At 64.5% G+C, this 19462-nt stretch carries 16 protein-coding genes; 10 read left to right on the forward strand and 6 right to left on the reverse strand.

From position 1 onward, the window contains the following. Together IV500_RS15785 and IV500_RS15790 are read left to right on the forward strand one after the other, a co-directional pair. On the forward strand, positions 1-564 hold a 564-nt coding region (locus IV500_RS15785; protein WP_230855059.1), incomplete at its 5' end, for a PKD domain-containing protein. A gap of 171 nt (positions 565-735) precedes the next feature. Further along, positions 736-981, forward strand: a complete 246-nt coding sequence (locus IV500_RS15790; RefSeq protein ID WP_230855060.1) for a hypothetical protein — start codon at positions 736-738, stop codon at positions 979-981. Positions 982-1257: 276 nt separating this feature from the next. Here IV500_RS15790 and IV500_RS15795 read toward each other — a convergent pair whose 3' ends face one another. From IV500_RS15795 to IV500_RS15810, 4 genes are read right to left on the reverse strand one after another with little or no spacing between them, the layout of a single operon-like run. Then, the gene (locus IV500_RS15795; RefSeq protein ID WP_196397778.1) at positions 1258-2070 is read right to left on the reverse strand and encodes a bifunctional allantoicase/(S)-ureidoglycine aminohydrolase; all 813 of its coding nucleotides are present in this window, start codon (positions 2068-2070) and stop codon (positions 1258-1260) included. Positions 2071-2081: 11 nt separating this feature from the next. Continuing rightward, entirely contained in the window at positions 2082-3350 is a 1269-nt protein-coding gene (locus IV500_RS15800; RefSeq protein ID WP_196397779.1) for a DUF6986 family protein, read from the reverse strand. A 2-nt stretch (positions 3351-3352) separates the two neighbouring features. Continuing rightward, positions 3353-4969, reverse strand: coding sequence for a malate synthase A (gene aceB, locus IV500_RS15805; RefSeq protein WP_196397780.1), 1617 nt, complete (start codon positions 4967-4969; stop codon positions 3353-3355). Between the two features lie 15 nt (positions 4970-4984). Then, positions 4985-6373, reverse strand: a complete 1389-nt coding sequence (locus IV500_RS15810) for an NAD-dependent malic enzyme (RefSeq protein WP_196397781.1) — start codon at positions 6371-6373, stop codon at positions 4985-4987. Positions 6374-6594: 221 nt separating this feature from the next. Between IV500_RS15810 and IV500_RS15815 the strand changes: the two genes are divergently transcribed. From IV500_RS15815 to IV500_RS15840, 7 genes are all read left to right on the forward strand, one after another. Next, entirely contained in the window at positions 6595-7362 is a 768-nt protein-coding gene (locus IV500_RS15815) for an IclR family transcriptional regulator (protein WP_196397782.1), read from the forward strand. A gap of 478 nt (positions 7363-7840) precedes the next feature. Beyond that, positions 7841-8338 (forward strand): nucleoside deaminase, encoded by a 498-nt coding sequence (locus IV500_RS15820; protein WP_196397783.1) that lies wholly within the window; start codon positions 7841-7843, stop codon positions 8336-8338. 15 nt (positions 8339-8353) lie between these two features. Next, positions 8354-8587: a hypothetical protein gene (locus IV500_RS22295; RefSeq protein WP_376770217.1), complete on the forward strand. Its 234-nt coding sequence runs from the start codon at positions 8354-8356 to the stop codon at positions 8585-8587. A gap of 32 nt (positions 8588-8619) precedes the next feature. Further along, positions 8620-9891, forward strand: coding sequence for an NCS2 family permease (locus tag IV500_RS15825; protein ID WP_376770220.1), 1272 nt, complete (start codon positions 8620-8622; stop codon positions 9889-9891). 81 nt (positions 9892-9972) lie between these two features. Further along, positions 9973-11391 (forward strand): XdhC family protein, encoded by a 1419-nt coding sequence (locus IV500_RS15830; protein WP_196397784.1) that lies wholly within the window; start codon positions 9973-9975, stop codon positions 11389-11391. Further along, entirely contained in the window at positions 11382-12326 is a 945-nt protein-coding gene (locus IV500_RS15835; RefSeq protein ID WP_196397785.1) for an FAD binding domain-containing protein, read from the forward strand. Before IV500_RS15830 ends, IV500_RS15835 begins: the two co-directional genes overlap by 10 nt. Positions 12327-12329: 3 nt before the next feature. Then, positions 12330-15176, forward strand: a complete 2847-nt coding sequence (locus IV500_RS15840; protein ID WP_196397786.1) for a molybdopterin-dependent oxidoreductase — start codon at positions 12330-12332, stop codon at positions 15174-15176. Here IV500_RS15840 and nboR read toward each other — a convergent pair. Both nboR and aceE read right to left on the reverse strand, forming a co-directional pair. Continuing rightward, positions 15105-15704, reverse strand: coding sequence for a nicotine blue oxidoreductase (gene nboR / locus IV500_RS15845; RefSeq protein WP_196397787.1), 600 nt, complete (start codon positions 15702-15704; stop codon positions 15105-15107). The two genes, IV500_RS15840 and nboR, sit on opposite strands and share 72 nt — an antisense overlap. Positions 15705-15745: 41 nt before the next feature. After that, the gene (gene aceE / locus IV500_RS15850) at positions 15746-18487 is read right to left on the reverse strand and encodes a pyruvate dehydrogenase (acetyl-transferring), homodimeric type (RefSeq protein ID WP_196397788.1); all 2742 of its coding nucleotides are present in this window, start codon (positions 18485-18487) and stop codon (positions 15746-15748) included. 188 nt (positions 18488-18675) lie between these two features. Between aceE and IV500_RS15855 the strand changes: the two genes are divergently transcribed. Next, positions 18676-19455, forward strand: coding sequence for an SDR family oxidoreductase (locus IV500_RS15855; protein ID WP_196397849.1), 780 nt, complete (start codon positions 18676-18678; stop codon positions 19453-19455). Positions 19456-19462: the final 7 nt, after the last annotated feature.

Raw genomic sequence — 19462 nt, forward strand, 5'->3', positions numbered from 1 at the left:
GTCTGGAGCTTCCTGAGCGGGCCCACCTGCATCTATTCGGAAAAGCCACGGGACATCCTCGCCGAGATAGCCGCCGGCATCGAACACGAATTTCAGAACTCCCCCGTCGCCCCGGCCACGGTCGGCAGCCAGCCTGGGCCCAATACCCTCCGCGGGGCGGAAACCAATCTCTATGCCCAGGCCACAGAGCAGGCCTTCGATCTGGACCTCCTGGGCCAAAAAGTCCACATCACGGCTACGCCCATTGCCTACGTCTGGGACTACGGCGACGGTATCGCACTCGGTCCGACCCCCAATTCGGGCGCACAACTTCCGCAGGACCGCTGGGGCGAAAAAACCCTGACCAGCCACATCTATACCCATACGGGCAACTTCACCGTCACCGTGGCAACGCACTTCCGCGGAACCTACTCGGTCAACGGCGGTGCACCGCTGGCCATCCCCGGACACGGCACGTTCAACTCCGCACTACTGCCTGTCAGTGTCTGGCGGACAGTAACAAAAACATACGCCGACGATTGCCTCCAAAACCCACAAGGAGAAGGCTGCGGCAATGCACCCTGAAACAAAGCCCTGAGGTACGGGGCCTTCCGCGCACGGGCCGTTCTCCACGTCTCCACGTCTCCACACGGCTGCGAACGGACGTGGCTGACCTCCGCTTAGGGGGAGTCCGCTGCTAGGCTGGCCCGCATGCACTCTGCCGGGGAACGGAACCGACCCAGACAACCGCGAAAAATGGTGGCCATTGTTGTACCGGCACTGGGTCTTGCCGCCGTCGCGGCCGGAGTGGTGATGGCGGCATCTGCGGGGGAGTCCCGCAGTTTTGGCTGGTTTGCCTACGCTCCATTGTCGAATACAACCTTTTCAAGCGCGGGGTTGCTGTATCTGGGTCCCTGGACAAAGACAGGGATTGCGCTCGCGCTGATCGGCTCGTTGGTGCTCGCGTTTTGGTCCGGGTACCGAGCCGGTACGCGAAGATAGTAGCAGGGCCAAGAATGCCCGCAGCGCGCGCGGATCTCTGCGCGCTCGCCCGAATCTTCTCCCGGTGCGACGGCTTTTTCCGCGCCCGTGGGCCCCGCTTGGTCGGGCACCGAGTAGGCCGGGCTCTTTCAGCGGCGATATGTTCTCCCACACGCCCCACAAATGGACAAACGCCGCGAAAACGGAGGGATGCCGTGGAAATTTCCACGGCATCCCTCCAGATGAACGGCAAAAGGAACGGCAGGAGACCGGGCAGGATGGCCCGGCGACCGGATGTTACGTCAGGCGGATCTGGCGGTTGACGTCTTTGTATAGCAGGTAGCGGAACTGGCCGGGGCCGCCCGCGTAGCAGGCCTGCGGGCAGAAGGCGCGCAGCCACATAAAGTCGCCGGCCTCCACCTCGACCCAGTCGTTATTGAGCAGGTACATGGCCTTGCCCTCGAGCACGTACAGGCCGTGTTCCATCACGTGGGTCTCTGGGAAGGGGATCACACCGCCGGGCTGGAACGTCACGATATTCACGTGCATGTCGTGGGCCAGGTCGTTCGGATCGGCGAAGCGGGTGGTCTTCCAGACGCCCTCAACGTCGGGCATCTCGCTGGGCGCCACCCCGGCGTCGCTCGTGACGAAGGACTTGGCCTCGTAGCCCTCGAGCCGTTCGTAGGCCTTGCGGATCCAGTGGAAGGAGACGATTTCGTCGGAGACGTTCTTCAGGCTCCATGCGTCACCGGCGGCCAGGTAGGCGTAGCCGCCTTCCTCCAGCTGGTGCAGCTGGCCCTCGAGGGTCAGATTGACCTTGCCCTTGGTGACGAAGATGACGCCTTCGACGCCGGCCTCTGCCTCGGGCTTTTCAGCGCCGCCGCCGGCACCGATCTCCACAATCAGCTGGGAGAACGTGGTGGCGAAGCCGGAGATCGGGCGGGCAATGATCCAGGACCGGGTGTTGCTGAATCCCGGGAGGTTGCTCGTGACAATGTCCGTCAGCACGCCCTTGGGGATGACCGTATAGGCCTCCTTGACGATGGCGCGTTCGGTGGTGAGGTGTGTTTGGGGCGGCAGGCCGCCCTCGGGGTAGTAGTACTTGCCCATCAGTGAATCCTTTAGTGAGAGACGACGGCGAGCCGCGGGTGGGCCAGCGCCGTCAGTTGGGTTTGGTCAAGGCTCGTCAGGGCCAGCACTTCCTCGGCGCCGGCGGCGCCACAGACCAGGCCGCGCAGGATGAAGTTGGCCAGGGCGCGTGCCGTGGCCGGTTCGTCCATGACGGCGCCCGGGGTCTGCTGGACGTAGTTGCGCAGGCGTACGGCAGCTGCCGGGAGGCCTTCGCGGTAGAAGGCGTACGTGGCGCTGAAACGGCTCGGCAGCTGGGCGGGGTTCAGGTCCCAACCCTGGTAGTAGCCGCGTTCCAGGGAACGGCGGACCAACCGGCCGTGCAGTTCCCAGGCGGCGTCCGCGCCGTCGCCGATCGGCATGATGTTCGTGGAGCCGTCGGAGAGGCGAATGCCCGTTCCGGCGACGGCCAGCTGCATAATTTCCTTGGCGAAGTCCGCCACCGGGTGCTCCATTGACTGGTACTGAGCGGAGATCTCCAGTGAGGCGCTGTAGTCGTAGGTGCCGTAGTGCAGGGCGCTGATGCGTCCGGGGACCACATGGGGCAGCTGCGCCACGGGGGAGGTGCCGTCCGGGCCCAGAATGAGCTGCGGGGTTTCCACCTGCACCTCAAAACGCAGGCGTCCGGCAGGCAGTCCGTGGATTTCCTCCAAACGGCCCACCGCGAAGTCCATGGCCTTGACCTGGTCCACGGTGGTGACCTTGGGCAGGGTCAGCACCAAGCCGTCGGGTAGTTCCCCCGACTGCGCCAGGGTGGAGACGAACAGGTCCAGAGTGCGCACGCCGCGGGCCCGGGTCGGGGCCTCAAAGCACTTGAAGCGGATGCCCACGAACGGCGGGGCCGTCCCGGCAGCCACTGCGGCACTGACGGTCTTGGCGGCCGTCACGGCGGCTGCATCCTCGACGTCGTCGCCGCGGTCGCCAAACCCGTCTTCAAAGTCCAGACGCAGGTCCTCAATCGGCTCGTTTGCCAGCTTCGCGGCTACCCGGGGAGCCACGGCCGCAGCCAGCTCCCCGTCTTGCCCAAGCAGCGCGCCGAGACGCTCGAGGCCGCCGGCGTTGTTGATCGCCTCAAGGCCCTGTGCACCCCAGTCGGCGGCAAAGGTGGTGGTGAACTTATCCGCAGGCACGTACACGGTGTGCACGGGCTGGCGGGTGCCGTCGTCGCCCGGGTAGTTGCGGTCCAGCAGTTGGTCCGTGGCGGCGCAGGAAGCATCGATGTGCGCCAGGTCCGCCGCTGTCAGTGCTTGGGTTTCTGCCATCCTTAGCCCACCAGTTCATAGGCGGGAGTGGTCAGGAAATCCGTGTACTCCTCGGAGAGGCAGATGTCCGCGATGAGATCGCTGGCAGGCTTGTAATACTTGGCGAAGGCTTCCTCGCCCACCTCGCCGCGCAGCTTTTCGGTTTCCTCGCCCAGGATCCGGGTGACCAGCTCGCGGGTTGCGGTGTTGCCGGTGTCCGTGAGCGTGACCTTGTTGCGGATCTGCTGCCAGACCTGCGAGCGGGAAATCTCCGCCGTCGCGGCATCTTCCATCAGGTTGTGGATGGCCACTGCGCCGTTGCCGGAGATCCAGACGGCGGTGTAGGCCACGGCCACGTACAGGTTGGCCCGCATCCCTGCCTCGGTAACCTCGCCCGGAGCGGAGGCAACGTCCAGGAGCTGCTCCGCGGTGACGGAGACCTCGGGACGCTGCTTGTCCAGCTGGTTCGGACGGTCGCCCAGCACGGCGTCGAACACTTCCTGGCAGATCGGAACCAGGTCCGGGTGCGCCACCCAGGAGCCGTCGAAGCCGTCATTGGCCTCGCGGGTCTTGTCCGCGCGGACCTTTGCGAAGGCCTGCTCGGTAACCTCGGGCTCGCGACGGTTTGGAATGACGGCGGCCATCCCGCCCATCGCGAACGCACCATGGGCGTGGCAGGTCTTGACCAGCAGCTCCGTGTAAGCGCGCATGAACGGCGCCGTCATGGCCACCGAGGCGCGGTCCGGGAGAATGAATGCCTCACCGGCATCACGGAAGTACTTGATCATGCTGAACAGATAATCCCAGCGGCCGGCGTTGAGGCCTGAGGCGTGGTCGCGCAGTTCGAAGAGGATTTCATCCATCTCGAAGGCGGCCGGGATGGTCTCGATCAGCACCGTTGCACGGACACTGCCCTGCGGGACGCCCAGATAGTCCTGCGCGAAGACAAAGACCTCGTTCCACAGCCGGGCTTCCAGATGGCTTTCCATCTTCGGCAAGTAGTAGTACGGTCCGGCACCGTTGGCCAGCAGCAGCTTGGCGGTGTGGAAGAAGAGCAGACCAAAGTCCACCAGCGCGGCCACGGCCGGTTCGCCGTCGACCATGACATGGCGCTCGTCCATGTGCCAGCCACGGGGGCGGGCGATCACGGTGGCCAGCGGCGCATCGGTGCGCAACCGGTACTCCTTGCCCTCCGGCGAGGTGTAGCTCAGCGTTCCGGCGGCGGCGTCGCGCAGGTTCAGCACCGCGTCAACGACGTTGGGCCAGGTGGGTGTGCTGGCATCTTCCAGATCCGCGAGCCAGACCTTGGCGCCGGAATTGAGCGCATTGATGGCCATTTTGGCGGGGGACGCGGGGCCGGTCATCTCCACGCGACGGTCCTGCAATGCGGCAGGCGCCGCGGCAACTTTCCAGTCCCCGGCGCGGACGTCTGCGGTTTCGGGCAGGAAATCGAGTTTGCCCGTCCGTGCCACCTGCTCGCGCTTGGCGGCGCGGTCGTTCATGCGGGCCCGGCGTGCGGGTGCGAAGCGGCGGTTTAGCTCTTCAATGAAGGCCAGCGCCTCCGGGGTGAGGATTTCCGTGGCGCGGTCAATCGGATTCGCGTCCGAAAGAGTGAGCGTGGGGGTTGGTGTGGAAGACATGAAAAAGGGTCCCTTCTAGGAGTGGTGCCCGGCAGCGGCAGCTACGGCGGTTGCTACGTCACCGGCCACCTGCTGGTCGAAAACGCTCGGCACAATGAAGCTGGCGTTCAGTTCATCATCGGCCACGCGGGCTGCAATTGCACCTGCTGCGGCCACCAGCATTTCATCGGTGATGTCGGAAACACCGGCATCAAGCAGGCCACGGAAGAACCCCGGGAAGGCCAGCACGTTGTTGATCTGGTTGGGGAAGTCGCTGCGGCCGGTGGCGACGACGGCGGCGTACTTGGAGGCGATGGCGGGATCCACCTCGGGCGTCGGGTTGGCCATGGCGAAGATGATGGAGTCCTTTGCCATCGAGGCGACCTGCTCCTCGCCCAGAACGTTCGGGCCGCTGACGCCGATGAAGACGTCCGCGCCGGCCACTGCCTCGTGCAGGGTGCCGGTGAAGTTGTCCGGATTCGTGTTCTCCGCCAACCAAGTGCGGTGCGTGTCCGTGTAGGTTTCGCTGCGGTTGATGGCTCCCTTGCGTCCGCAGGCGATAACATTGACGGCGCCCTGGGCGATCAGCAGCTGGATAATGGCATTCCCCGCCGCACCCACGCCGGCCACCACAATCTTCACGTCACCGATCTTCTTATCCACCACGCGCAGCGCGTTGGTCAGCGCCGCGAGCGTGACAATGGCGGTACCGTGCTGGTCATCGTGGAAGACCGGAATGTCGAGCTCATCGCGGAGGCGCTTTTCAATTTCGAAGCAGCGCGGGGCCGCGATGTCCTCCAGGTTCACGCCGCCGTAGACCGGGGCCAGTGCCTTGACGATCATGATGATCTCTTCGGTGTCCTGCGTGTCCAGGCAGACCGGCCAAGCATCAACGTTGGCGAACTGCTTGAACAGCGCAGCCTTGCCCTCCATCACCGGCAGCGCAGCGGCGGGACCGATATTGCCCAGGCCGAGGACGGCGGAGCCATCGGTGACGACGGCAATCGTATTGCGCTTGATGGTCAGATTCCGGGCGGCGCCGGGATCTTCGGCAATTGCCATGCAGACGCGGGCGACGCCGGGTGTGTAAGCACGGGACAGGTCGTCACGGTTGCGCAGGGCTACCTTGGGGACGACCTCGAGCTTGCCGCCCAGGTGCATCAAAAAGGTGCGGTCGGACACCTGACGGACGGTGACGCCGTCGAGCGCATCCAACGCTTCCCTCACGCGCACAGCGTGCGCATCGTCGGTGGTGTTGCAGGTGACGTCAACAACCAGGCGTTCGTGGTGGGACTCCGTGACGTCCAGCGCGGTGACGGCTGCACCGGCCGCGGCGACGGCTGCGGCCAGCTCGCTGGTCGCCGTGAAGCTGGACGGCGCCTCGACGCGCAGGGTGATCGAATTTCCGGGACTGGGAGTCGCCATTGAATTTCCTCCTGGTGCCGGTCGGACCGGCAGTAGCTATGCTGCGAATGTTTTCGTATTATGGATATTATTATCTATCTCGTGGAAATACAATCCCTCTCTTACACGTATCACGGTACCGTCATCGGTGCGGTATCTTGGGAGAACAGGGCAGAGCTTCCGCGATGCGGATAATAGTTGTCGGAAATCTTACTGACCCAGACTTACAGGAGACGATCGAAATGGCTGTCAAAGCTGCCGGCGGTGTGCAGTCCGTGGAGCGTGTCTTCGAATTGCTGGAGCTCGTCACCGATGCCGGCGGCGAAGTGACGCTCTCGGAATTGGCCGGTTCCACCGATCTGCCGCTGCCCACCATTCATCGGCTGCTGCGCACGCTGGTGAAGCTCGGCTACGCCCGGCAGCTGCCCAACCGACGGTATGCCTTGGGGCCGCGGCTGATCCGGCTGGGCGACGGCGCTACTAAGCAGCTGGGTGCACTGGTGCGCCCGCAGCTGGCGTCACTGGTCCAAAAGCTCGGCGAGACCTCAAATATGGCGATGCTGGACGGCGACATGGTGGTCTATATTGCACAGGTTCCGTCGGCGCACTCGATGCGGATGTTCACCGAGGTGGGACGCCGCGTACATACCCATGATTCAGGTGTGGGCAAGGCTATTCTGGCCCAGCTTAGTGACGATGTGGTGCGCGGTATTGTCAGCCGGGCCGGAATGCCTACTCCGACGGACCGCAGCATCGGGAACGTGGAGGACCTGCTCGCGGATCTAAAGCGGATCCGTGAGCGCGGGTATTCCATCGATGACAACGAGCAGGAAATCGGTGTTCGCTGTTTTGCCGTGGCGATTCCCGGCGCGCCTACACCAACTGCTGTTTCCGTTTCCGGACCGGTTTCCCGCGTGGACGAGGGGTTCGCGGACCGGGCCATTCCCTTGCTGCACGCTGCCGCCCGAGTCATCGCAGATGATCTGGAGCAGGCCAGCCGCGCGTCTTAGCGAGATTGCTCCGCCGGTGTTTCGCGGTTCATGTCCCAGCCCTGGTTTCGAACTCGATGACAGGATGACCGCGGATGACCTGGCCACCCTTTGATGCCGTGCCCGCCGGCGAAGGGTCCGAGCCCCTGGTGCGCCGAAGCGACCTGATCATCCGTGGCACCGGGGTGGGCTGGGCGGCACACCGGGTGTGAATGGTGGTTGCAGGGTCGGGACGCGATCCCAAGCCGCGCAAAATAATTTCATCTGTTGAGAAAAAAGTTTCACTGAAACTATGGTGCACATCACAAGTTCCTGTTAGTGTCATCTTCAGCCAAAGGCGGGCATCCCGGATGTGAACTTTATCTGACGGGGTTGTTATCTACCGGGCGTAACTGAACCTTCAAACTCATTGAAGCTGCCGGGCCGCCAAAAAGACCCGCCGTTACTCCGCGTATCCTCCGCGCGGCCGGGCTGCTTCTGACGCAAGGAAGTCGCCACCATGGAATCTGCACTAAATGCCACAGCTGACCTCGAGACCTATCTGGTCCAGGCCATTGATCTGGCCACCCGGAACGTCCACAATCACGGCGGCCCTTTCGGCGCCGTCGTTGTCACCGCCTCGGGACAGGCCTTTGAAGGGCTAAACCGGGTCACGGCAACCAACGACCCCACCGCCCATGCCGAAGTGACGGCCATCCGGGCAGCCTGCGCCGGAACCGGTACCTTCGACCTGACCGGGGCAACTCTGTACACCAGCTGCGAGCCATGCCCCATGTGCCTGGCCTCGGCGCTGTGGGCCCGCGTCGATCAAATCATCTTCGCCGCAGACCGGCACGACGCCGCCCGCGCCGGATTCGACGATGCCGTCTTCTATGACTACTTCGAAACCCCGGTGGAACTGAGGTCAATGCCGGTCCGGCGGCTCGCTCCCGCCCAAACGAGCCCGCTGGCGCCGTTCGAAGCGTGGCTGGCCAGCGGCACCCGGATCGACTACTAGGCGCCGGTGATCCCCATGACACTTCAGACTAAGACCACCGCCAAGGGCGAAAAAGCCACCGTCGCCACCGAAACTACCGAATCCACCGGCACCACCGCCACACGAAAGCAAGGGACCAAACGCGGACTCGCGCGCTGGTTCGACCGCTACTTTGAAATCAGCGCACGCGGCTCGAATGTGTTCCGCGAACTCCGCGGTGGCCTGGCCACATTTTTCGCGATGCCTACATCGTCGTCCTCAATCCGCTGATCCTCGGCAGCCCTGACGGCTCCGGACACACACTGGGTATCCCCCAGGTTGCCGCCGTCACCGCCGTCGTCGCCGGTGTCACCACAATCGTGATGGGAATCTGGGCGAAGTACCCCTTCGCGCTGGCCGCGGGACTCGGGGTGAGCGCCTTTGTCTCATCCACCATCGCGACCACTAAAAACCTGACGTGGCCGGAGGTGATGGGGCTGGTACTGATCGCCGGTATCGTCATGTTCGTACTGGTCCTTTCCGGACTCCGGGAGGCTGTGATGAAGGCCGTCCCCACCGGGCTGAAGACCGCGATCGTGGTTGGCATCGGTCTCTTTATCGCCATTATTGGCCTGGTAAATGCCGGTTTTGTCCGCCGCATGCCGGACGCGGCCCACACCACCGTGCCGCTGCAGTTGGGCCAGGACGGCAAACTGTTGGGGTGGCCAACCCTGGTATTCATTGTCGGGCTGATCCTGACCATCATTTTGGTGGTGCGTAAGGTCAAGGGCGGCATCCTGATCGGCATTGTGGCCACCACGCTCTTCGCTATGGGCCTGCAGCTGATTACCAATACCCCCTCCAGCCTGAAAGATCCCTCCGGCTGGTCGCTCATGATCCCAGCCGTCCCGAGCCAAATCTTCTCCTTCCCGGATCTGTCCTTGATCGGGAAGGTGAATCTTTTCGGCGCTTTCGCCCATCTGGGCATTATGTCTGCGCTGCTGCTGACCTTCACCATCCTGCTCAGCGTATTCTTTGATGCGATGGGCACCATGACCGGGCTGGCGAGCGAGGCGGGGCTGGTGGACAAGAACAAAAACATGAAGAATGCCAACCGGGTGCTGCTGGTCGATGCGGCAGGCTCCGTTGCCGGTGGCTTCGGTTCAGTCTCCGCCAATGAGATCTTCGTCGAGTCGGCCGCTGGGATCGGCGAGGGGGCGCGCACAGGCTTGGCCAGTGTGGTCACCGGAACGTTGTTTCTGCTGGCCGCCTTCTTTACACCGCTGGTTTCCATCGTGCCGTTCGAGGCGGTGGCTCCGGCGCTGGTGATCGTGGGGTTCATGATGGCTTCGCAAATCCGCAATATCGATTGGTCGGACTTCGGTATCGCGATCCCTGCCTTCCTGACCTTCATCCTGATGCCGTTCACCTACTCGATCGCCAACGGTCTGGGGGCCGGATTCATCGCCTACGTGATCATCCGGGTCGTCCAGGGCAGGGCTAAGGAAGTGCATGTCCTGATGTGGGGAGTCTCTGTGGCCTTTGTTATCTACTTTGGTATCGGTCCAATCCAGCAGCTCCTCGGCCTCCATTAGCCGATCCTGCCCCGCTCGGCCACACTAAACGCGGGTGTCGGTTCCAAGGGCCGGCACCCGCGGAGGAGGAATAATACAGTCATGTTGAATCTTGTGGATTCCCTGCTGGCACTGCTGGCGCAGTCCCGCGACGGCCGCCCGTGTGCCGTCGCCACCATTGTGGGTGCAACGGGGTCAGTGCCGCGGACGGTGGGGACATCCATGCTCGTGAGCCCGGACGGCGCGGTGACGGGCAGCCTTTCCGGCGGTTGCATCGAAGGTGCCGTGGTTGAAGCCGCACTGGAAGCCATTGCCGGCGGTGAGCCGGGCCGGCAGTTCTTCGGCTTCAGCGACGACGATGCGTTCGCGGCCGGGCTGACCTGCGGCGGTTTCTTGGAAGTGCTGGTGCAGCCGGTGTTCCCGGAGGACGGGATGGGGCGCCGGGCAAAGGGCGAGCTGAAAGAGGGGAACGACGGCGGCACTCACCGGCTGATGGCCGGTGCGCTGGCGGGTCTGGCCGGGCTCGGGCTGCAGTCCCCGGCCGCGCTGATCCGGCGCATTGACTCCGGCGCACGGGGTGTTGATGGTACCGGCGGCGGCGCCGTCGTCGTCCGCGAACCGCAAAACGTGCAGCCGCAGGCGCTGACCGCGGGGCTGACCGCGATGCTCGGGGACACATCCCTGGTGCAGAGCGCCGCCGCGCAGTTAACGGAGCTGCTGCACTCCGGCTGGACCGGGCAGCTGCAGTTGAGCGCTGATGGAGCCTACTGCACAGACAGAGCTGATCGACTCTACTGCAAAGACAGAACGGGAATGTCCGGGGAACCGGCGCCATCCGGGGAACCGGTCACATTGTTCGTTGAAACCCGGTTGCCGGCTCCCCGGTTTCTGATTTTCGGTGCCAATGATTTCAGCGCCGCGTTGTTGCCTGCCGCGCAACTGCTCGGCTACCGGGTTACCCTCTGCGACGCACGCCCGGCATTCGCCCGGCAGCAGCGTTTTCAGAGCGCGGACGAGGTGGTCACAAGCTGGCCGGACCGTTATCTGCGGGCCGAAGCAGCAGCAGGACGGGTGGATGGGCGCAGCGTGATTTGCGTGCTCAGCCATGATCCGAAATTCGACATCCCGTTGCTGATCGCAGCGCTGGAGCTGGAGGTCGCGTACCTGGGGGCCTTGGGATCCCGGCGCAGTGACGCTCAGCGGACGGAGGCCTTGCTCGCCGCCGGTGTGCCGCCGGCCCGGTTGGACCGGCTGCATTCACCGATGGGCCTCGATCTTGGCGCGGTCAGCCCGGCCGAGGTGGCCGTTTCCATCACCGCTGAGATTCTGGCCGTGCGCGCCAACAAGCAGACCGTCGGGCCGCTGCGCCAGGGCGCGGGTCCGATCCACGGCACAGCCAGCGTGAACGGCACAGGCAGCATGAACAGCACAGGCATTGTCGATTGCCCCGTTAACCACGGTTTCCGTGCACGCCTGCGGACCACAGATGTTGAGGATTTGAGGAGATTGGCATGGATATGAACACCATCGAATCCACCATCCGGACCACGGACCCGGGCTGTTGGCGGCCGGGCGACGCCTGGCTGGCCGGCGGGACGGTGCTGTTTTCCTATGGGAGCAGCGTCTTGCGCCGCCTGCTGGATATCGGCGCAGCCGGCTGGACCCCGATCACGGTCAGCGAGGGCGGAATCGAGTTGGCAGCCACCTGCACCGTTGCTGAGCTGTATGCCCTACCGGAACGGGCGGAAACGCCGGCACAGACTGACTCACCGGCGCAGCCTGATTTGCCGCCACAGCCAAATTTGCTGGCGCAGCCAAATTTGCTGGCGCAGTGGCCCGCGCTGGCGTTGATCCGTCTGTGCTGCGACTCCTTTGTGGCCTCCTTCAAAATCTGGAACATGTCCACCGTGGGCGGCAATCTCTGCACCGCGTTACCGGCCGGGCCGATGACATCGCTGACTGCAGCGCTGGACGGAATCGCCACGGTCTGGACGGTCGACGGCGGCACCCGTGCCGTGGCGGTCGAAGACCTGGTGATCGGCGACGGCACGACATCCCTGGCGCCGGGCGAACTTTTACGCAGCATTACAGTGCCGGCCGAAGCCCTGCGCTCGCGGACGGCCTTCCGCCGGCTGTCGCTCTCAAACCTGGGTCGATCTGGAGTGCTGCTGATCGGCCGGCGGGACGAGGACGGCGCCTTCGTGCTGACCGTCACCGCCTCGACGAAGCGACCGGTAAAGCTGCGCTTCGCACCGTCGTCAACCGTTCCGGCCGACGACGGCGGAGTGCCAACCGCCGCTCACTTGCGCGCGGCACTTGACGCCGCGATTCCGGAGGAGCTCTATCACGATGACATTCATGGCCTGCCCGCGTGGCGCCGGGACATGACGTATCGCTTAGCGGAGGAAATCCGTGCCGAGCTAGTGACCGATTCTTCGTCGACGACGGGGGCATGAGCCATGACTTCGCAGAAAAACGGAATGAAAATCAACGGCACCTTCACGGACATCCAGCCCCGCCCCGGACAGTGTCTGCGGACTTTTTTGCGGGAACGGGGCAACCTGGGCGTCAAAAAGGGCTGCGACGGCGGCGACTGCGGAGCGTGTACCGTGCACGTGGACGGTAAACCGGTACACAGCTGCATCTACCCGGCCGTCCGGGCCGAGGGTCGGCAGGTGACCACGGTGGAGGGACTGGCGGGGCCGGACGGTCTGCACCCGATGCAGGAGCAGTTCCTGGCCGCGCAAGGGTTCCAGTGCGGCTTCTGCACCGCCGGCATGCTGATGACGGCGGCGACCTTCAATTCGGAGCAGAAGGAGAACCTGCCCCGGAACCTTAAGGGCAACCTGTGCCGCTGCACCGGGTACCGTGCCATTGAGGATGCGGTCTGCGGCGTCAGCCACGTCAGCACGACCGGGCAGCAGGCAGGAGACAATGTGGGCGCCCCGGCTGGACTGGCCGTGGTCACCGGGACGGCGCGCTTCACGCTGGACGTTCCGGCGGCGGAATTCCCCGGGCTGCTGCATTTGAAGATACTGCGCGCCCCGCATGCGCACGCCCGCATCCTGTCCGTCGACGCCGCAGAAGCCCTGGCGGTCCCGGGAGTACAGGCGGTTTTCACCCACGAGGACGCTCCCGCGCAGCTGTTCTCCACCGCCCAGCACGAGGGGTATCTGGACGATCCGGATGACACCCGGGTGCTCGACGACGTTGTCCGCTTCATCGGTCAGCGCGTCGCCGCCGTGGTCGCGGACACCGTGGGCGCGGCGGAGGAGGGCGTGCGCCGGCTCCGCGTTCACTACCAGGTGCTCCCGGCGGTGTTTGATCCGGAAGCGGCCATGAAAGCGGGTGCTCCGGTGATTCACGGGGAAAAGGAGCCGCTGCAGACCAGGATTTCCCGACCGCAGAACAACGTGGTGGCAGAGCTGCACAGCCACCTGGGCGATGTGCAGGCGGGGCTTGCCGCTGCGGACTTTGTGTACGAAAACACCTACCGGACGCAGCGCGTGCAGCACGCAGCGCTGGAAACGCACGCCTCCATCGCTTATTTTGACGACGCCGGCCGCCTGGTGCTGCGCACGTCAACGCAGGTTCCGTTTCTGGTGCGCCGGGCGCTTTGCCGGGTCTTTGACCTGCCGGCGGAAAAAGTCCGGGTGGTCTGCGAACGGGTTGGCGGCGGATTTGGCGGCAAGCAGGAAATGCTGACGGAGGACATCGTGGCGCTTGCCGCGCTGAAGCTGCAGCGGCCGGTGCAGCTGGAATATACGCGGGAGGAACAATTCACCGCGGCAACCACCCGGCACCCCTTCCGGATTAAGGTCCGCGCAGGGGCGCGCAGCGATGGCACGCTGACCGCTCTCGCCTTCGACGTGGTGACAAACACCGGGGCGTACGGCAATCACGCCCCCGGCGTCATGTTTCACGGCTGCGGGGAATCCATTGCCATTTACCGGTGCGGGAACAAAAGGGTCGACGCCCACGCCGTGTACACGAACACGGTCCCGGCCGGCGCCTTCCGCGGTTACGGCCTGAGCCAGATGATCTTCGCCGTTGAATCCACCATGGATGAGCTGGCGGTGGGCATCGGAATGGATCCGATGGAGTTCCGGCGCCGCAATATTATTGCCAAGGGTGATGTGATGCTGTCCACGCAGCCGGAACCGGAGGAAGACGTGATCCTGCACCCCGATAGCTACGGGCTGGACCAGTGTATTTCGCTGGCGGCGGAGGCGCTGGCCCGCGGCCGCGACCGTGAACGTGCGGCCGGCGTGGATGATCCAGGCCCGCAGTGGCTGGTCGGCGAGGGGTCGGCGGTGTCCATGATCGATACTGTGCCACCGCGGGGTCATTTTGCCCATTCCACCGTAGCGCTGCTGCCCGACGGGCGTTACCAGGCAAGCGTAGGCACTGCGGAATTCGGCAACGGTACGACGACGGTGCACGCCCAGTTGGTTGCCACCGCGCTGGGGACCACGGCGGATCGGGTGCGGATCGTGCAGTCCGATACCGACGTCGTCGAACATGACAGCGGCGCATTTGGCTCCACTGGGACTGTCGTGGCCGGAAAGGCTTCGCTGGCGGCTGCGGAGGAACTGGCACGGATGCTGCTGAAGTTCGCCGCCGTCAGCAGCAGCGCTGACGTCTCCGACTGCCGGCTGGACGCCAGCACGGTCATTTGCGCTGGTGTCCGCATTCCGCTGGTGGAGCTGCACCGGCAGGCCGAAACCGCAGGAACGCCACTGGTGGCGCAGGGCCAATGGGGTGGCAGCCCGCGTTCTGTTGCCTTTAACGTGCATGGCTTCCGGGTCGCAGTGCATTCGGGCACCGGCGAGCTGCGTATTATGCAAAGTGTGCAGGCAGCCGATGCCGGTGTGGTGGTGAACCCGATGCAGTGCCGCGGCCAGGTGGAGGGCGGAATTGCCCAGGCCTTGGGGGCAGTGCTGTATGAGAACGTGGTGGTTGGCGCGGATGGCGCCGTGGAGACGAAAATTCTCCGGCAATATCATCTGCCCACGTTCGCCGATGTACCGCGCAGCGAGGTCTACTTCGCCAAAACCACGGACGAGTTGGGCCCGCTGGGCGCTAAATCCATGAGTGAGAGCCCGTTTAACCCGGTGGCGCCCGCTCTGGCCAATGCAATCCGGAACGCTACCGGAGTCCGGTTCTCTGAGCTGCCGCTGGCCCGCGACAGGATCTATCTGGGTCTGCGGGACGCGGGGTTGCCGGAAGCCGGTTCAGCGCAGCAGGTGCAGCGCGGCGGGAGTATCCACGTCCGCTCCGTCGGACAGGTCGCTGCAGTCGATTAAGTCCACTAGGCCGGGATTCGCGCGCAGGAATGCACGTGCGCCGGAATCTCCGGTTGCTAAGGCTGCTGCCTGCCGGGCCAAGCACGAGTCAAGCAGGACCGGATGGCCGCGGCGCAGGACGCCTGCCCTACCGTATCCCGCCGCTGTGATCCGCCCGGTCCGGTGCGCGTCCAGCAGCCGGGCCACCATCCCGGTGGTGAGTCCGGGCTGGTCCACCAGCGCCACCAGCACGTTGTTCCCCACGGGCGCCGCGCCAACGCCGAGTCGAAATGACGTACTCATCCCCTCGTCCCAGTCCGGGTTTTCCAGTATGCGGTAGGACGTCAGCTGGGTGTCGGCGCCGACTCTCTGTGCCTCGGAGCCCAGGAGAACAACGACGTCCGCGCAGCCGCCGGCGCGAAGCACCCCGGCGAGGTACTCAACGAGCGTGGTCCCTCGGAACGGGAGCAGTGCCTTAGGGCCCCGGCCCAGCCGGCGCCCTGCACCCGCGGCCAGCAGGACCGCCGTCGTCATTGTTTCAATGCGCATACTTCATCATCACACCGGCACAGCGCGCTGGCTGCTGGCTGCTAGCTGTCGCCGCCTGCCCCTCCGGTGGTACCGGCGTTGACATTGAGCAACTGGTATTTCTCCGCGGCCAGAGCGGGCACCGAGGCGTCGATCTCGCCGCGCTTGGCAAGCAGCTGCAGCGTCCGGACCACGACGGAGTGCGAGTCGATCTTGAAGAACCTGCGGGCTGCCTGGCGGGTGTCGGAGAAACCGAACCCGTCCGCGCCGAGAACGGCATAATCGCCCGGCACGAACTGCCGGATCTGGTCCGGGACGGCCTTCATGTAGTCGCTTACGGCGATGACCGGCCCGGCACTGTCCTGCAGTGAGGTGGTGACGAACGGAAGCCGTGGCTCCGCCTTCGGATTCAGGAACTCTTGTTCCTCGGCGGCCAGACCATCGCGGCGCAGTTCGGTCCAGGAGGTCACGGACCAAACATCGGCGGCAACGTTCCAGTCGTCCGCGAGAATCTGCTGGGCTTCCAATGCCCACGGCACGGACACACCGGAGGCCAGCAGCTGGGCGCGTGGCCCTTGACCCTTGGCCGGAGCCAGCAGGTACATCCCCTTCAGGAGCGCCTCGACGTCCAGACCCTCCGGCTCGGAAGGCTGGGTGATCGGCTCGTTATACACCGTGATGTAGTACATGACATTCGGATCGGAATGCTTTCCACCGTACATCCGCTCCAGTCCGGCACGCATTATGTGGCCAATCTCGTAGCCGTAGGCCGGGTCGTAGGTCACCACTGCCGGGTTCGTGGAGGCCAGCAGCGGGGAATGCCCGTCCGCGTGCTGCAGACCTTCGCCGGTGAGCGTAGTCCGGCCGGCGGTGGCACCAATGATGAAGCCGCGCGTCATCTGGTCGCCGGCCGCCCAGAAGGCGTCGCCGGTGCGCTGGAAGCCGAACATCGAGTAGAAGACGTAGACCGGGATCAGCGGTTCGCCATGCGTAGAGTAGGACGTCCCGGCCGCCGTGAAAGCAGCGACGGACCCGGCCTCGTTGATGCCGGCGTGCACGATTTGGCCGGAGGTGGATTCCTTGTACGCCAGCACCAGATCGCGGTCCACGGACAGGTAGTTCTGGCCGTTTGGATTGTAGATCTTCGCCGTCGGGAAGAACGCATCGATCCCGAAGGTCCGTGCCTCGTCCGGAATAATCGGCACAATCCGGGCGCCGAACTCCTTATCCCGCATCAGTTCCTTGAACAGCCGGACGAACGCCATGGTAGTGGCGGCCTGCTGCTTCCCCGAACCGCGCTTGGCGATGTCGAAGCTCTTCGATTCACTCACGGCCAGCGCCTTATGAGCCGCACGGCGTTCCGGCACGGAACCGCCCAGCTGTGCGCGCCGTTCCATCATGTACTTAATCTCCGGCGCATCCATCCCCGGGTGGTAATACGGCGGACGGTACGGATCCTTCTCCAGCACCTCGTCGGAGATGGGGATCCGCAGCAGGTCGCGGAAGTCCTTCAGGTCCGCCAGCGTCAGCTTCTTCATCTGGTGCGTGGCGTTGCGGGCCTCAAAGTGGGTACCCAGCCCGTAGCCCTTCACCGTCTTGACGAGGACCACGGTGGGCTTGCCCTTGAACTCCGTGGCGGCCTTGTACGCCGCGTACACCTTGCGGTAATCGTGGCCGCCGCGCTTGAGATTCCAGATTTCGTCGTCGGAAAGGTCGGCAACCATTTCCTTCGTCTGCGGGGTCTGGCCGAAGAAGTGCTCGCGGACAAACCCGCCGGACTCGCCCTTGTAGGTCTGGTAGTCGCCGTCGACAGTGGTGTTCATGACCTCCACCAGCGCACCCTCACGGTCCTTGGCCAGCAGGTCATCCCACTCGCGGCCCCAGACCACCTTGATCACGTTCCAGCCCGCGCCGCGGAAGAACGCCTCGAGCTCCTGCATGATCTTGCCGTTACCGCGGACCGGTCCGTCCAGGCGCTGCAGGTTGCAGTTAATCACAAAGTTCAGGTTGTCGAGCTTGTCGTTGGCCGCGAGCTGGAGCAGGCCGCGGCTTTCCGGCTCGTCCATTTCGCCGTCGCCCAAAAATGCCCAGACCTGCTGGTCCGAGGTGTCCTTGATACCGCGGTTGTGCAGGTAGCGGTTGGACTGCGCCTGGTAAATCGCGTTCATCGGGCCGATCCCCATCGAGACCGTCGGGAACTCCCAGAACTTGGGCATCAGCCGCGGGTGCGGGTAGGAGGAAAGCGCGTGGCCTTCCTTGGACTTTTCCTGCCGGAAGCCGTCCAGATCCTCGGTATCCAGCCGGCCCTCGAGGAACGCGCGGGCGTACATGCCGGGGGAGGCGTGGCCCTGGAAGAAGATCTGGTCTCCGCCGCCGGGATGGTCCTTCCCGCGGAAGAAGTGGTTGAAGCCGACTTCGTAGATGGTGGACGCGCCGGCATAGGTGGAGATGTGCCCGCCCACGCCGATGTCCGGACGCTGTGCCCGGTGCACCATCACGGCGGCATTCCAGCGCAGCCAGCGGCGGTAACTGCGTTCGATGTCCTCATCGCCGGGGAAATCCGGCTCCTGGTCCGCCGGGATGGTATTGACGTAGTCCGTGGTGGTCACCATCGGTACGCCCACGCTCTGCGCACCGGCCCGCTGGAGCAGGCTGCGCATGATGAACTGGGCGCGCTCGGTGCCCTGCTCCTGGATCAGGGAGTCCAGGGACTCGATCCATTCCGCGGTCTCTTCCGGGTCGCCGTCGGGCAGCCGATGGGTTAGTTCGCTCAGGATGTGGGAGTTCTCTTCGCCAGCGGCCACGTCAGACCTTTCGTCGTTGAAAGCGTTTCCCGTCGGGAATGCGGCGGAGGAGCCTTATTCCATATCATGAGAAACAAATATTGTAGAATGAGAATACATGTCTCCGGCCGGAGCGGTCAATCCCGACCCCCGTCCGGATGTAGCGGATGGACTTTTTAGGAGGCGTAATGACCGTTGAATCAAGCGCGATGACCGATAGTGCGGACGACGGCGGCACAAACCACGGCGGGAAGGTCGCCGTGGTGACCGGAGCCGGCTCCGGGATCGGCCGGGCGGTGGCACGGCTGCTGCTGGGCTCCGGCTATCGGGTGGTGCTGGCCGGGCGGCGGGAGAAAGAACTCATGGAGACCGCAGGCGGGAATCCCGCCGCGCTGATAGTACCGACGGATGTCACCATACCGGCGGAGGTGGAGGCACTCTTCGCGGCCACGACGCATCGGTTCGCCCGGGTGGATGTGCTCTTCAACAACGCCGGCACATTCGGTCCCACGGGCTCGGTGGATGAGATTACCGCCGCGGATTGGGACAGCACGGTGGCCGTGAACATCACCGGCTCGATGCTGTGCGCTGCGGCGGCCGTACGGGCCATGAAGGCGCAAAGGCCGCAGGGTGGACGGATCATTAATAATGGGTCGATTTCGGCGCATTCGCCGCGGCCACGGTCAGCGGCGTATACCGTCACCAAACATGCCATCACCGGGTTGACAAAATCCATTGAACTGGACGGGCGGGGTTTCGGTATCAGCTGCGGGCAGATCGACATCGGCAACACGGCGACGGACATTATGTCCACCCTGGGCGTGGGAACCGGTGCCCTGCAGGCCGATGGCAGCCGCCGGGTGGAACCGACGTTTCCGGTGGCCGAAGCGGCCCGTGTGGTGCTGCTGATGGCGGACATGCCGCCGTCGGCCAGTGTTGGATCGGTGTTGATCACGGCTGCCGGGATGCCCTTCATCGGCCGCGGCTAACGCAAAA

The sequence above is a fragment of the Arthrobacter terrae genome (assembly GCF_015708085.1).
Classification (GTDB): Bacteria; Actinomycetota; Actinomycetes; order Actinomycetales; family Micrococcaceae; genus Arthrobacter_M; species Arthrobacter_M terrae.